At 64.1% G+C, this 13,991-nt stretch carries 11 protein-coding genes; 5 read left to right on the top strand and 6 right to left on the bottom strand.

Annotated features, from left to right (window positions below; all coding sequences use genetic code 11):
- Positions 1–7: 7 nt before the first annotated feature.
- Positions 8–562 (bottom strand): type 1 glutamine amidotransferase domain-containing protein, encoded by a 555-nt coding sequence (locus JMY28_RS21715; RefSeq protein WP_201697967.1) that lies wholly within the window; start codon positions 560–562, stop codon positions 8–10.
- Positions 563–814: 252 nt separating this feature from the next.
- Here JMY28_RS21715 and JMY28_RS21720 point away from each other — a divergent pair, with 252 nt between their 5' ends.
- Positions 815–1,186 (top strand): hypothetical protein, encoded by a 372-nt coding sequence (locus JMY28_RS21720; RefSeq protein WP_201697968.1) that lies wholly within the window; start codon positions 815–817, stop codon positions 1,184–1,186.
- Between the two features lie 122 nt (positions 1,187–1,308).
- Here JMY28_RS21720 and JMY28_RS21725 read toward each other — a convergent pair whose 3' ends face one another.
- Together JMY28_RS21725 and JMY28_RS21730 are read right to left on the bottom strand one after the other, a co-directional pair.
- Positions 1,309–2,613: an MFS transporter gene (locus JMY28_RS21725; RefSeq protein ID WP_201697969.1), complete on the bottom strand. Its 1,305-nt coding sequence runs from the start codon at positions 2,611–2,613 to the stop codon at positions 1,309–1,311.
- Complete coding sequence (locus JMY28_RS21730) at positions 2,610–3,800, bottom strand: M20 aminoacylase family protein (protein WP_201697970.1); 1,191 nt, start codon at positions 3,798–3,800, stop codon at positions 2,610–2,612. Before JMY28_RS21730 ends, JMY28_RS21725 begins: the two co-directional genes overlap by 4 nt.
- A gap of 164 nt (positions 3,801–3,964) precedes the next feature.
- Between JMY28_RS21730 and JMY28_RS21735 the strand changes: the two genes are divergently transcribed.
- Entirely contained in the window at positions 3,965–4,918 is a 954-nt protein-coding gene (locus tag JMY28_RS21735; protein ID WP_201697971.1) for a LysR family transcriptional regulator, read from the top strand.
- Between the two features lie 54 nt (positions 4,919–4,972).
- On the opposite strand, the gene JMY28_RS21740 is transcribed toward JMY28_RS21735, so the two are convergent.
- On the bottom strand, positions 4,973–5,680 hold the full coding sequence (locus JMY28_RS21740; RefSeq protein ID WP_201697972.1) for a GntR family transcriptional regulator: 708 nt from the start codon (positions 5,678–5,680) through the stop codon (positions 4,973–4,975).
- A 162-nt stretch (positions 5,681–5,842) separates the two neighbouring features.
- Between JMY28_RS21740 and JMY28_RS21745 the strand changes: the two genes are divergently transcribed.
- From JMY28_RS21745 to JMY28_RS21755, 3 genes are all read left to right on the top strand, one after another.
- Complete coding sequence (locus JMY28_RS21745) at positions 5,843–7,060, top strand: pyridoxal-phosphate-dependent aminotransferase family protein (protein WP_201697973.1); 1,218 nt, start codon at positions 5,843–5,845, stop codon at positions 7,058–7,060.
- Positions 7,061–7,221: 161 nt separating this feature from the next.
- Complete coding sequence (locus JMY28_RS21750; protein ID WP_201697974.1) at positions 7,222–8,508, top strand: MFS transporter; 1,287 nt, start codon at positions 7,222–7,224, stop codon at positions 8,506–8,508.
- 6 nt (positions 8,509–8,514) lie between these two features.
- Positions 8,515–11,538 carry an FAD-binding and (Fe-S)-binding domain-containing protein gene (locus JMY28_RS21755; protein ID WP_201697975.1) on the top strand — a complete coding sequence of 1,008 codons (3,024 nt, stop codon included), beginning with the start codon at positions 8,515–8,517 and terminating at the stop codon, positions 11,536–11,538.
- On the opposite strand, the gene JMY28_RS21760 is transcribed toward JMY28_RS21755, so the two are convergent.
- Entirely contained in the window at positions 11,535–12,629 is a 1,095-nt protein-coding gene (locus JMY28_RS21760) for a serine hydrolase domain-containing protein (RefSeq protein ID WP_201697976.1), read from the bottom strand. The genes JMY28_RS21755 and JMY28_RS21760 overlap by 4 nt on opposite strands.
- A 41-nt stretch (positions 12,630–12,670) precedes the next feature.
- The gene (locus tag JMY28_RS21765) at positions 12,671–13,981 is read right to left on the bottom strand and encodes an MFS transporter (RefSeq protein WP_201697977.1); all 1,311 of its coding nucleotides are present in this window, start codon (positions 13,979–13,981) and stop codon (positions 12,671–12,673) included.
- Positions 13,982–13,991: the final 10 nt, after the last annotated feature.

Here is a 13,991-nt window from a genome sequence, read left to right on the forward strand (position 1 = left end):
AGCGCTGTCATGCCGTGCCTGCCGCCGCTGAAAGCGTGGAGATGATCTCCGCATTGAAGGCGGGCAGGTCGTCGGGCTTGCGGCTCGTGATGAGGTTGCCGTCGTGCACCATGGTCTCATCGACCCACTTGCCGCCCGCATTGCGAATATCGTCCTGCAGCGAGGGCCAGCTCGTCATGGTGTGCCCCTTGACGATACCCGCCGAGACGGGCAGCCAACCGCCATGGCAGATCACGGCGATGGTTTTGTGCGCGTCGTTGGCCGCGCGCACGAACGCCTGGGCTTCCGGAATCAGGCGGATGGCGTCCCCGTTCACCACCCCGCCGGGCAACACAACCGCGTCGTAGTCATCCGCTTTCGCGGTGCTGAAAGTGCGGTCCACCTTGATCTTGCTGCCCTTGTCGACGTGGCGAAAGCCCTGAATTTCGCCGCTTTTCTGCGAGATTACGTCCACCTGCGCGCCTGCTTCCTTCAATGCGCGGCGCGGTTCGGTAAGTTCGACTTCCTCAAACCCGTCCATGGCAAGGATTGCGACCTTGCAGTTGTCGAGCATGTTAGCCATTGCGATTTCCTCCTCGTTTGAGAGCGTTGAAACCTCGATTTGCCGGCTTTGCGCCGGTTTGCATGCATTTGCCGGTACAGCAAGGCGGATGCCGCGCCGCGTGTGCAACGCGAGCAAACGGAAGCGGCGAACAGTCGGGCTTCACTCGGGTGTCGCTCGCTGGCGGCATGGCGCTTGCGGAAGAAGAGGTAAGCGTGGCGCGGCGTCAGCACGCCACGCAGCAGTTTCATCCACAACCTCAAGGAGAGCGAAATGAATGGATCGATCAAGCAATTGCTGGCCGGGGTCGTAATCGCAACGTGTTCGGCGGTTGCACTCGCGCAAAGCGCTGGCGGCGGCACGGCCGGGGGAGCCAACGGCGGCAGCAATGGGGTAGGCGCGGGCGGCGGCACGACGGGCGCGGCGGGCATCAACACGGCACGCTCGCCGGGAAGCGCCGCAGGCACGCGCTATGACAACAGCGGCTACGGCGCGCCGGGCACGACGGCGACGGGCGGCGGCCAGGGAACGGGGACTGGCGCGGCGCCTGCGCCTGCACCGGGAACTCGGCAGAACATGCCGTATAACAACGGCAATGGCGCAATGAGCACTCAACCGAACGGTGGCGCGCAGGGAGGCCAGTAAGAACGGAGTTGTGTAGTTAAACTAAATTTCTCAGAATAATCGATGACGTAATGTGAAGGGCGGGCGGCGCAAATTGCGTTCGCCCGCCCTTTTTCAAGGTCGCGTACTTTTGACTCGACCGTTCAGTCGATCGCCTTGTTGCCGGTTTCCTCGAACAGGGAAACGGCGATGAGCGAAATCAGCACGCAGCCGATCATGTACCACGCGGGCGCCATCTTGTTGCCCGTGACATGGATGAGCCAGCCGGCCACGAGTTGAGCCGTGCCGCCGAACACCGACACCGCAATCGCGTACGCGCTCGACATATAGCCTGCGCGCAGATGCTTCGGAAAGTTTTCCGGCATCAACGCGTAAGCGGGAGCGGAGCCCATCGTATAGAAGAGCATGAGCACGATGAGCGCGCCGAGCACGACCGGCAGCGAAGGAAAGTGCGTCATGAGCCAGAACGCCGGGTAGAGCAGCAGGATCAGCGCGATGCGACCGATCACCGTGAGCGGCTTGCGACGGCCCATGCGATCCGACCACGCGCCGTAGATCGGACACATCACGAGCGAGATCGTGCTGGACGCCACGCCCGCGAGGATCGACATTTTGGGTGGCAATCCCAGGTACTGGATGCAGTAGGTCGGCATGTAGTACATCATCACGTACGTCGAAACCGACATGCCCATGATCGCGAAGATCGTGAGGAACCAGTTGCGCACGTACACGCCTCGCTTCGGGTCGTCACGGTCCGCGACCACGCGCTGCGCTGGCGGCTCCTCGCGAATGTGCCGGCGCAGATAGATACCGACCGGCGCGATGAGCGTGCCGAGCAAAAACGGAATGCGCCAGCCCCAGCTATGCATCGTGTCTGCAGAGAGCAGAAAGCCGAGGCTCGCCGCGAGGCCCGAGCCGAGCAGCGCCGCCGCGCCCTGGCTCGCGAGCTGCCAGCTCGCGCGAAAGCCACGGCTCGCTTGTCCGCCCATTTCGAGCAGTGTGGCCGTTGCCGCGCCGAACTCGCCGCCTTGCGCGAAGCCCTGCACGAGGCGGGCGACGACGATAAGCAGTGGCGCAGCGATACCAATCTGCGCATAGGTGGGCGCAAGACCGATAGACGCGGAACCCACCGCCATCAACAGGATGGTGAGCGTGAGCGCCGGCTTGCGGCCCGCGCGGTCCGCGTAGCGGCCGAGCACGATGCCGCCGAGCGGGCGCATGACGAAGCCCACGGCGAACACCGCGAATGCAAGCAGCAGCGACGTGACCTGGCTGTCGGCCGGAAAGAACTGATGGCCGATCGTCAGCGCGAAATAGCTGTAGACGGTGAAGTCGAAGAATTCGAGCAGGTTGCCGATCACCGCCGCGAGAACGATCTTGCGCTGGTAGGCAGGCGAGAGCGCGGCTTCGTCGGCCGCTTTCAGAAGCGGTTCGGTCGTGGCGTTCATGCACGGTCCTTGCTGAGGAAGCGTTCGACGAGACGCGTCCAGAACGCAGCGCCAATGGTCAGGTTCTCGTCGTTGAAGTCGTAGCGCGCATTGTGCAGCATCGGCCGGCCTTCGCCATTGCCAAGGCGTACGAAACAACCAGGGCGCTGCTGCAGGTAGTACGCGAAGTCTTCGCTGCCCGCGATCGGCGGAAACGGCGCGATGACGTGCTCCGGCCCGACCAGTTCCTCGGCCACCTGGCGTGCGAATTCGGTTTCGGCTTCGCTGTTGATGAGCACCGGATAGCCGCTGATGAAGTCGATGTCCACCGTCGCGCCGTAGCTTTGCGCCTGCGCTTGAACGAGCGCGCGGATGCGTGCTTCGAGCGTCGCGCGCACTTCGGGCGAGAACGATCGCACGCTCATTTCGAGCACGGCGTCTTCGGGAATCACATTCGGCGCATGGCCCGAACGGAACGCGCCAACGGTCACGACGGCGGCTTCGGTGGGGTCGACGTTGCGCGACACCACCGACTGCAAGGCCATCACGATGCTGCTGCCCACGAGCACCGGGTCCACGGCCAGATGCGGGCGCGCCGCGTGGCCGCCCTTGCCGTGAACGCGCAGCTTGACGGTGTCGCACGCGGCCATGAGCGGGCCGGCGCGAAAGCCGAACGTGCCGGTGGGCACGCCCGGATGATTGTGCAGGCCGAAGATCGCTTCGCAGGGAAAACGATCGAAAAGGCCGTCGGCGATCATGCGCTCGGCGCCGCTGTCCGAGCCGGCTTCCTCGGCGGGCTGGAAGATCAGGTGGACGGTGCCGTCGAAGTTGCGCGTTTTGGCGAGCTGGCGCGCCGCGCCGAGCAGGACCGTGGTGTGGCCGTCGTGGCCGCACGCGTGCATCTTGCCCTCGTGCACGCTCGCGTAGTCGAGGCCGGTGAGCTCCTGGATCGGCAGGGCGTCCATGTCGGCGCGCACGCCTACCGTGCGCGCGCTCGTGCCCGCCTTGAGCGACGCCACCACACCGTGGCCGCCCACGCGGCGCGTGACGTCATAGCCCCAGGCCGCGAGCTTGTCCGCGACGAAGCGCGACGTGTCGGCTTCCTCGTAGGAGAGCTCAGGGTGCTTGTGGAGGTGATGACGGATTTCGTCGAGTTCCGATCGGGCTTCGGCCAGGTCGGCGACTTCGCAGTAGTGGTGCTCGCTCATGGGGGACTCCTTTTATTGGAATAGGTTCGGGCAAAAGCCAAAGGCCGAGTATTGCATCGACGAAAAACTCGACCCATGACGGAAAAGCGTCGAAAATGTTGACTTGAAGTCAACGGTCGATTGTCGCGGCGCAGCAAGACAACGCGCGCGAAAGGAGCAATGCAATGCGGGGAAAGGTAGATCGGGAAGATGCGGCGCGAGGCGCGATCGACGATATTGGCGAGCGGCCGCTGCGCTATCTGGCCGAAATCGCGGCGGCGGGCGGCGTGCGCCTGGCCGCCGAGGCGCTGGGCATCAACGCCTCGGTCATCAGCCGCCAGGTGGCGGCGCTCGAGCGGCGGCTGCGCTTTCCGCTGATCGAGCGGCGCGGGCGCAGCGTGGCCGTGACCGAGATCGGTCAGGTGCTCGTGGACCATTATCGCGACGGCCAGCGTCGCCAGCGCGATCTGGCCGCGCGCCTGGAGGAGTACCGGCACCTGAGGCGCGGACGCGTGGCGCTGGGCGTGGGCGAGGGCTTCATCGGCAATCTGATCGCGCGGGCGCTACAGCGATTTTCGATGACGTACCCCGACATTCTCGTGGAGATCCGTTCGGGGCCGACGCCGGTCGTGCTGTCGCTCGTGCGCGACGACATGGTCGATATCGGCTTGTGCACGCGCACCTCCGACGACCCCGCCATGCGCATTCACCCCTTTGCGGGGCGCCCGCTTTGCGCGCTCGTCGCGCCCTCGCACCGCTTCGCGAAGATGCAGAAGGTGGCGCCCGCCGAACTCGCCAGCGAGCGTCTGATCTTCATGACCGAGGCGTTTGGCGTGCAGCACTTCGTGCAGTCGCTGTTCGACGACGCGCGCCTGAACGTGATGCCCGCGTATCGCGTGGATCTATTCAACACCGCCCAGACGCTCGCGGCTGCCGGGCTGGGCGTGGCGTTCATGTCGTCGATTACGGCGCGTCGCGGCATCGATCTGGGCGAACTGGTGGCCGTGCCGATCGATCATCCGATCGCCGCGGGCTTTTCGAGCCAGATGGTCACGCGCGTGGGCCGCAGGCTATCGCCAGCAGCGGATCACTTGAGGAAGCAACTCGCGCAGAGTTTTTTGGAGTCGGCGGCGAAGTAATCGAGATACGTTGCGCGCGCAACGCATTGGGATGGCTGACGCCCGGTTGCCGATCTACTCCTGCGCCGAAGGCGCGTCCCCAATCCTCAACACCGCATCGCGTTTGGCAAGCAAATGCTGCCGCAATATCGCCGCGAGCCGCTTGCCGTCGCGCGCGTCGAGCGCTTCCAGCATTTCGCCGTGCTCACGGATCGCGCGATCCCACTTTGGGGTCTCGAAGTTCGAGCGAAACCGCAGCGCCTGCAAGCGGCGGTTCACGGCGATATACGTTTGCCGCAGCGCCGAATTGCGCGCCGCTTCGTTGATCTTGTCGTGAATCGCCTGATTACGGCTGTAATAACCGGCCAGATCGTTCTGCGCGCGGCAGGCGAGCATGGCGTAGTGCAGCGCTTTGATCTCGGCGATTTCGGCCGCGGTGATCCGCTCGCAAGCCAGTTCGCCTGAAAACGCTTCGAGCCCGCTCATGAGTTCGAAGGTCTCGCGCAGTTCCGCCTCCGACATCTTCGAGACCGAGGCGCCGCGATTCGGCGAAATCTCGATCAACCCTTCGGAAGCGAGCACCTTCAGCGCTTCGCGCAACGGCGTGCGCGAAATGCCCAGGGTCTCGCACAGCTCGCGTTCATTGAGCTTGCGGCCGGCCTCGAGCACGCCTTCCACGATGAACCGTCGCAGATGGTCGACGACGGTGTCATGAAGTTGCTGGCGCGCAATGGGCGGCAGTTCCGGGCTAATGGCGGAGGGGTTCAGGTTCGGGTTTTGCATGCAAAAGGCATTTTCATCGATTTCCAGCGAATTCTAGCCCAAGGACAGGATCTCAAAGCAGCAAGCTGTGATTGGGGTAAACCACATCAGAATTGTCTGTCTGTACGTGGGCTGGCTGGATTATAGTTTTTTGAATGCAAAATTCAAAACAGGAGCGATTGCATGTTGAAGCTCGATTTCCATCCCGCCGGTCGCCACTTCCTGCAGATACCCGGGCCGAGCCCGGTGCCCGATCGCATCCTGCGCGCGATGAGCTATCCGACCATCGACCACCGCGGCCCCGAGTTCGGCGTGCTCGGGCTCAAGGTGCTGGATGGCATCAAGAAGATCTTCAAGACGCAGCAGCCGGTGGTGATTTATCCGGCCTCGGGCACCGGCGCGTGGGAAGCCGCGCTCACCAACACGCTGAGCCCCGGCGACACGGTGCTGATGTACGAAACGGGTCATTTCGCGACGTTATGGAAACAGATGGCCGAGCGCCTTGGGCTGAAGCCGGAATTTCTCGGTCTGCCGGGCATTGAAGGCTGGCGGCGCGGCGTGCAGGCCGACATGATCGAAAAGCGTCTGCGCGAAGATTCGCAGCACGCCATCAAGGCCGTTTGCGTGGTGCACAACGAGACCTCGACCGGCGTGACCTCCGACATCGCCGCGGTGCGCCGCGCGATCGACGCCGCAGGGCATCCGGCACTGTTGCTCGTGGACACGATTTCGGGTCTCGCGAGCGCGGACTACCGGCACGACGAGTGGGGCGTGGACGTGACCGTCTCCGGCTCGCAGAAGGGCCTCATGCTGCCGCCGGGCATCAGCTTCAACGCGGTTTCGGCGAAGGCGCTGGCGGCCAGTGAGCATGCAAAGCTGCCGTGCAGCTTCTGGGGCTGGGCCGAGATCATCGAGATGAACAAGAGCGGCTACTGGCCGTACACGCCCAACACGAACCTGCTCTACGGCCTTTCCGAAGCGCTCGACATGTTGCAGGACGAAGGGCTCGACAACGTGTTCGCGCGGCATCGGCGGCTGGGCGAGGCGTGTCGGCGCGCGGTGCACGCGTGGGGCCTCGAGATCCAGTGCGCCGACCCCGCCGTCTACAGTCCCGTGCTCACGGGCGTGATGATGCCCGACGGCGTGGATGCGGATGCGGTTCGCAAGATCATCTACGAGCGCTTCGATCTTTCGCTCGGCACGGGTCTCGGCAAGGTCAAGGGGCGCATGTTCCGCATCGGGCACCTGGGCGACTGCAACGATCTCACGCTGTTGGCGGCGTTGGCCGGCTGCGAGATGGGCCTGCGCATTGCGAACGTGCCCTTGAAGGACAGCGGCTTGCCTGCGGCGATGGAATATCTCGCGGCGCAGCCCAATGTGGTTTCGCTGAAAGCAGCCTGAAACGGGGGGAGCGGGCGCACACCACGCGCATACCACGCACATGCCGCGCACGGGGCGCGGCATGACAGGCTGATTTCCCAGCTTGTCCCAGGTCGTTCCCATGCCGGACGCCCCTGCAAGAAGGGCGATGCGGCCGATAGAACCAGCAACGGAGACAGACGATGAAACGGTATCGATTGACGAGCGCGAGCAGCATCGTGCTGATCATGCTCTGCATCATGTACTTCATCACCTACCTCGATCGAGTGAACGTGAGCACGGCGGCGGCGGGCTTCGGCAAGGAGTTCCAGCTTTCGCATACCCAGGTAGGGCTGGTTTTTTCGGCGTTTGCGTATCCGTATCTGCTGTTTCAGGTCATTGGCGGCTGGGTGAGCGATCGCTTCGGCGCGCGGCGCACGCTGCTCTTCTGCGGCGCGCTGTGGGGCGTAGCCACGGTGCTCACGGGCATGGCGGGTGGCCTCGCCACGCTGCTCGCCGCGCGCCTGTTGCTCGGTTTCGGTGAGGGCGCAACGTTTCCCGCCTCGACCTCGGCCATGTCGCGCTGGGTCGCGAAAGAGCGGCGCGGCTTCGCGCAGGGCATCACGCACTCCGCGTCGCGCGTCGGCAATGCGGTGGCACCCGCTGTCGTGGTGCTGGTGATGGCGCGCTACGGCTGGCGCGAATCGTTCTACGTATGCGGCGCGCTCAGCCTGCTGTGGGTGGTGGTGTGGGCGGTCACGTTCACCGAACATCCGAAGGATCACCCGCGCATCACCGAGGCCGAACTCGCCATCCTGCCGCCGCCTAAGCCGCGCGTGACAGGCCTGCCGTGGATGGCGCTCTTCAAGCGCATGATGCCGGTGACGATCGTCTACTTCTGCTACGGCTGGACGCTGTGGCTTTTCCTTAGCTGGATTCCGCAATACTTTCTGCACAACTATCACCTGCAGTTGGGCAAGTCGGCGATCTTCGCCTCGGTGGTATTCCTCGCGGGCGTGGTGGGCGACACGCTCGGCGGTCTCGTGACTGACTGGCTCTTTCAACGCACGGGCAACCTCAAGCGCGCGCGCAGCTGGATGGTCTCCGTGTGCATGCTCATCACGTTGATCGTGCTGGTGCCGCTGATGTTCGTGCACGATCCCGTCATTTCGATGGCATGCCTCGCGGCGGGTTTCTTCTTCGCCGAAATGACCATCGGCCCGATGTGGGCGATTCCCATGGATATCGCACCGGAATTCTCCGGCACGGCGAGCGGCATGATGAACACAGGTTCGGCATTGGCCGCGATCATCTCGCCCGTGGTGGGCGGCTTTCTGATCGACCGCTTCGGCAACTGGGATCTGCCGTTCGTGGGCAGCATGGTGCTGATGGGCTGCGGCGTGATTCTCGCGTTCCGCATGCAGCCAGATAGCCGCTTCGAGTTGGGCAAGCCGACTGAAGAGCCCACGGGTTCTCATCAGGGAGTGTGAACAGCGATGGAAGGCGCACGCACCTCGGGCATGCTGATCAAGCCGATTCATCTGGTTCCCTCGAGCGCGGGCCATGGCTCGCCGCTCGCGCGGCGCCTGCGTGACGCACTGCGCGGCGACGTATTTTTCGACGCCGCGAGCCGCGGCCGTTACGCAACCGACGCCTCGATCTACCAGATCATGCCCATCGGCGTGGTGGTGCCGCGCGATCAGGACGACTTGCGCGCCGCGCTGGAAGTGGCGCGCCTCGAGCATGCTCCTGTGCTGGCGCGCGGCGCGGGTACGAGCCAGTGCGGCCAGACGGTGGGCGAAGCGCTCGTGATCGATACGTCGAAGTGGCTCAACAATATCGTCGATTTCGATGCCGATGCGCGTACGGTGACGGTCGAGCCGGGCGTCGTGCTGGATCATCTGAACGCGTGGCTCAAGCCGCACGGGCTGTGGTTTCCCGTGGACGTTTCGACGGCCGCGCAGTGCACGATCGGCGGCATGGCGGGCAACAATTCGTGCGGCTCGCGCTCGATCGAATACGGCAACATGGTGCACAACGTGCTCGGCATCGACGCGATTCTCGCGGACGGCAGCGAGGCCCGTTTCCAGTCGTTGAAGCTGCCGCACGAGGGCGCGCGGCTGGCGGCGCTGCTCGAAGGTGTGCAACGCATCGCCACGCGCGAGCGCGGCGAGATCGCTGAACGCATGCCGAAGGTGTTGCGCCGCGTGGCCGGCTACAACATCGACCTGTTCGACTGCCAGAACCCGCTCGCCTATACCGACGACGGCGTGGCGAATCTCGCGCATCTGCTCGTGGGCTCCGAAGGCACGCTCGCATTCAGCCACCAGATCACGCTGAAGCTCGCGCCACTGCCCGCGCACAAAACGCTGGGCGTGGTGAGCTTTCCGACCTTCTGGCAGGCGATGGATGCGGCGCAGCACATCGTCAAGCTCAAGCCGACTGCGGTGGAGCTAGTCGATCGCACGATGATCGAACTCGCGCTTGGCAATCCGGGCTTTAAGCCGGTGATCGAAAAGGCGCTGGTGGGCAGGCCCGAGGCGATCCTGCTGGTCGAATTCGCTGGCGAGAATCGTGATGATCAGGTGCGCCGCCTCGATGGTCTGGTTGAACTGATGGGCGACCTCGGTCTGCCGGACTCAGTCGTGAAGATGACCGATGCGAACGAGCAAAAGGCGCTGTGGGAAGTGCGCAAGGCAGGCCTGAACATCATGATGAGCATGAAGGGCGACGGCAAGCCCGTCTCGTTCATCGAGGATTGCGCCGTGCCGCTCGAACATCTCGCTGAGTACACGAGCCGCCTGACTGAAGTCTTCCATCGGCATGGCACCGAGGGCACGTGGTACGCGCACGCGAGCGTCGGCACGCTGCACGTGCGCCCGATTCTCGACATGCGCCGCGATGGTGCGACGAAAATGCGCGCGATAGGGGAAGAGGCTGCAGAACTGGTACGCGAATACAAGGGCGCGTTTTCGGGCGAGCACGGCGACGGCCTGTGCCGCGGCGAATGGATTGCCTGGCAGTACGGACCGAAGATCAACCAGGCCTTCATGGAGATCAAGCAGCTGTTCGATCCCGAGAACCGCTTCAACCCTGACAAGATCGTCCGCCCGCCGAAGATGGACGACGCGAAGCTGTTCCGCTTCGCGCCGGGATATCGCGAGCGCCAGATGCGGCCGATGCTCGACTGGTCGGCGTGGGACGTGGACCGCGATCCGCTAACGGGTGTTGAAACGCCGCCCGGCAGCGGCGACGACCTGACTGGCGGCCTCGCGAAAGCCGTGGAGATGTGCAACAACAACGGCCACTGCCGCAAGTTCGACGCGGGCACGATGTGCCCCAGCTATCGCGTGACGAAGGACGAGAAGCATGTGACGCGCGGCCGCGCGAACACGCTGCGGCTCGCGATTTCGGGGCAGTTGGGCGAGGACGGACTCGCGAGCGATGAGGTCAAGGACACGCTCGACCTGTGCGTATCGTGCAAGGGCTGCAAGCGCGACTGCCCGACCGGCGTGGACATGGCGAAGCTGAAGATCGAGGCGCGCGCGGCGTGGAATATGAAGCACGGCGTGAAGCTGAGGGAGAGGATGATTGCGTTTTTGCCGCGCTATGCGCGCCGTGCGGCGAAGGCGGGAGGCTTCGCAGCGGCTGGCGAGCGGATTCCTTTGGTATCCGCGTGGGTTAAGCGCGCGCTCGGTCTCGCGCCGCAACGCTCGCTGCCTCAGTTCCGACCGTCGTTCCTTCTGGCGGTTGCGGCCGCAAAGCGGGACGCAGCAGCGGCAACCAAAGAGGTGGTGCTGTTCGTCGATACGTTCAACGACAACTTCGAGCCCGAAAACGCCCGCGCCGCGAAACGGGTGCTAGAAGCGGCCGGTTATTTCGTGCACTTCAATGTGCGCGGCGAAGAACGCCCGCTATGCTGCGGGCGCACGTTCCTCGCAGCGGGGCTGGTGGACGAGGCGAAGCGCGAGGCGCGGCGCCTGCTCGACACGCTCATGCCATTCGTCGCGCGCGGCGTTTCGATCGTCGGGCTCGAACCTTCGTGCCTGCTCTCGATGCGCGACGAGTTCCTGCAATACGGCTACGGCGACGAGGCCCGCGAGCTCTCGGCCGCGGCGTTCCTGTTCGAAGAATTTCTCGTGCGCGAGAAAGGCGCGGGCCGATTCGATCTGGCCTTGCACCCACTCGACGCGCCGCGCGCGTGGGTGCACGGCCATTGTCACCAGAAAGCGTTCGACGCCTTCCGGCCCGTGCTCACGGTGCTGGGCTGGATTCCGGGGCTGGACGTGAAGCCGATCGAATCGTCATGCTGCGGGATGGCGGGGAGCTTCGGTTACGAAGCGGAGCACTACGAAGCGTCGCTTGCGATGGCCGAGCTTTCGCTGTTGCCCGCCGTGCGCAAAGCGGATCGCGCCGATCTCGTCGTGGCGGATGGCACGAGTTGCCGCCACCAGATCCACGACGGCGCGAACGTCACGGCGCTGCACGTGGCGCGCGTGCTGGAAATGGCGATGAATTAGTTTGCGAGTGTGCTCGTGCCCTGGCGCGAGCACACGGCATCTACGGCGTGCAGCATCTTGCCGAAGAACGTATCCGCGAATGCTGAGTCGAGCCAGCGCACGATCAGCGCGATCTTGCGCTCGGGCTCGATCCACATAAACGAGCTTCCCGCGCCCACGCCAAAATAACTCGATTCGGGCACGCTGGGAAACACGCGCCGCTCCGTATTGAGCCAGACCAGTGAGCCGTAGAACGGCGCGAGCGGGCAGGGTGTGCGCATGCGCGCGATCCATTCGCTCGAGAGCACGCGATTGCCAGAGGCTACGCCATCGTCGAGCAACATTTGTGCGATCTTCAATTGATCGTTCGCGCTCACCGACATGCCGCCGCCCCAATGCGAGCCGCCGGGCACCGATTGCACGCGTCTGCCATCCAGATCGATCCACGCGTTGTCGTAGCCGACCCATTGCCAGTTCTCGCTCGCGCCAACGGGCCGCATGATCGTCTCGCGAAATACTTCGGGTAACGAACGACCGAACAGATGCAGGAGCGCGAGCGAAAGCTGGTTGATGCGCACGTCGTTGTATTCCCAATACGTGCCGGGCGCCTGCAACGGGCGCAAATCGCCTTTCTTCCCGTTGGGCGGCTCGCCGAAGGTGACGGCGCGATAGTGATCGGCCTGATCGGAAAGGCCGAAGCACTTGCCCGTCCATTCGCTCGTCTGTTGCAGCAGATGCGTCCACGTGACGGTCGCGTTGTGGTCATCGTCGAAGCCGATGCCGGGCACGCGCGCGCGTACGGGCTCGTCGGGATCGGGCAAGAGGCCGCGGTCGTGCGCCACGCCCGCGAGCAGCGCCAGATATGTCTTCGCGATGCTGAAGGTCAGATCGGGCCGATCGGGCTCGCCCCATTGCGCGAGCAGACGCCCATTCACGGCAACGGCGCCCGACACAGGGCCACGATCGTGGATGGGGCCGAGCAACCGGTTCCACGGCGGCGGGTCGTTCACGTGCACGCCGAAATTGCCATCGGCGTTACGGTCCCATGCCGATTCGTGATCGACGGAAAACTGGATGGCGTCCTGAAGTTCTTGCGGCAAATCGTGTTGCATACGTGCGTGTTTCCTTTTGCTTGTTCCTGTACGGCGCCGGTTCAACGGGCGCCCAGCTTGACGCGCGCCCAGATCAGCGTAGCGAGGCTCAACACGGCCGCGAACATCAGCCAGAGTCCCGGCGCGAGATTATTGCTCGTCGCCGCAATGAGCGAGGCCACGGCAAGCGGCGTGAAACCGCCGAATACGGTCGTGCCGACGTTGTAGGCGAGCGCCATGCCCGTGGTGCGCGTGCGCGTGGGGAAGAAGCTCGCCATGAGCGCCGGAATCGAGGCGAAATAGGTGACTTTCAACACCGCGATCCAGATCACGGCGGCCAGCAGCGTGGGCAGCGAAGGACGCGCGTTCAAGAACATGAACGCTGGATAGACGGTGAGCAGGAACAGCACGCCCGCTACGAACATGATGCGCGTGCGGCCCACCTTGTCCGACCAGTGGCCCACAATGGGCGTGAGCACGATGGCAATCAGGCCGGCCACGAGCGTGGCGATAAAGCCCGACGAAGGCGCGAGACCGAGTTGCCGTGCGGCATAGGTCGGCATGTAGAGGAGCACGTATTGGGCCGATGTGGTCAGTATCAGCACACCAATCGATGCAATCACACCCGACTTTTGCGTGGGGAACAGTTCGCGCACGGGCGACTCGGCTTTTTCGGCGCGCTCGAATTCGGGCGTTTCGTCGATGCGTCTGCGGATATAAAGACCCACGGGTCCAATTAGCACACCGAACAGAAATGGAATGCGCCAGCCCCAGCTTTCGAGCTGTGGCTGCGTGAGCGTGCCCATGATCACGGCGCCGAACAGGGAGACGAGCACCGTGCTCGCACCCTGGCTCGAGAACTGCCAGCTCGACATGAAACCGCTGCGCTGCGGCGCGTGTTCGATCAGGAAGGCGGTGGAACTGCCGAACTCGCCGCCTGCCGAAAAGCCTTGCAGAAGCCGCGAGGCGAAAAGGCCGATGGGCGCGAGTATGCCGATCGTCGCGTAAGTGGGCATGAGCGCGACCATGCCGGTGCCGATGGTCATCATCGATATGGAGAGCGTGAGCGACGCCTTGCGGCCCTTGCGGTCGCTGTATGAGCCGAGCACGAGCGCGCCGAACGGCCGCGCGAGATACGAGAGCGCGAATGTGCCGAGCGTGAGCAGCAGCGAAATCGTCGCGTTGTGAACGGGAAAGAAAAGCTTGGAGAGCGTCGAGGCGAAGTAGCCGTACGCCAGCAGGTCGTAGAACTCGAGCGCATTGCCTATCGAAGTCGCGATGATGAGCCGCGAGACGCTCTTGCCTGAAGTGCTTTGCTCGGGCGCTGACCAGGGCTCGCTGCCGTGATGCGCGGGTAGGGAGTCGATGCTCATTGCCGCCTCC

The organism is Paraburkholderia hiiakae (assembly GCF_904848665.1).
Lineage (GTDB): Bacteria > Pseudomonadota > Gammaproteobacteria > Burkholderiales > Burkholderiaceae > Paraburkholderia > Paraburkholderia hiiakae.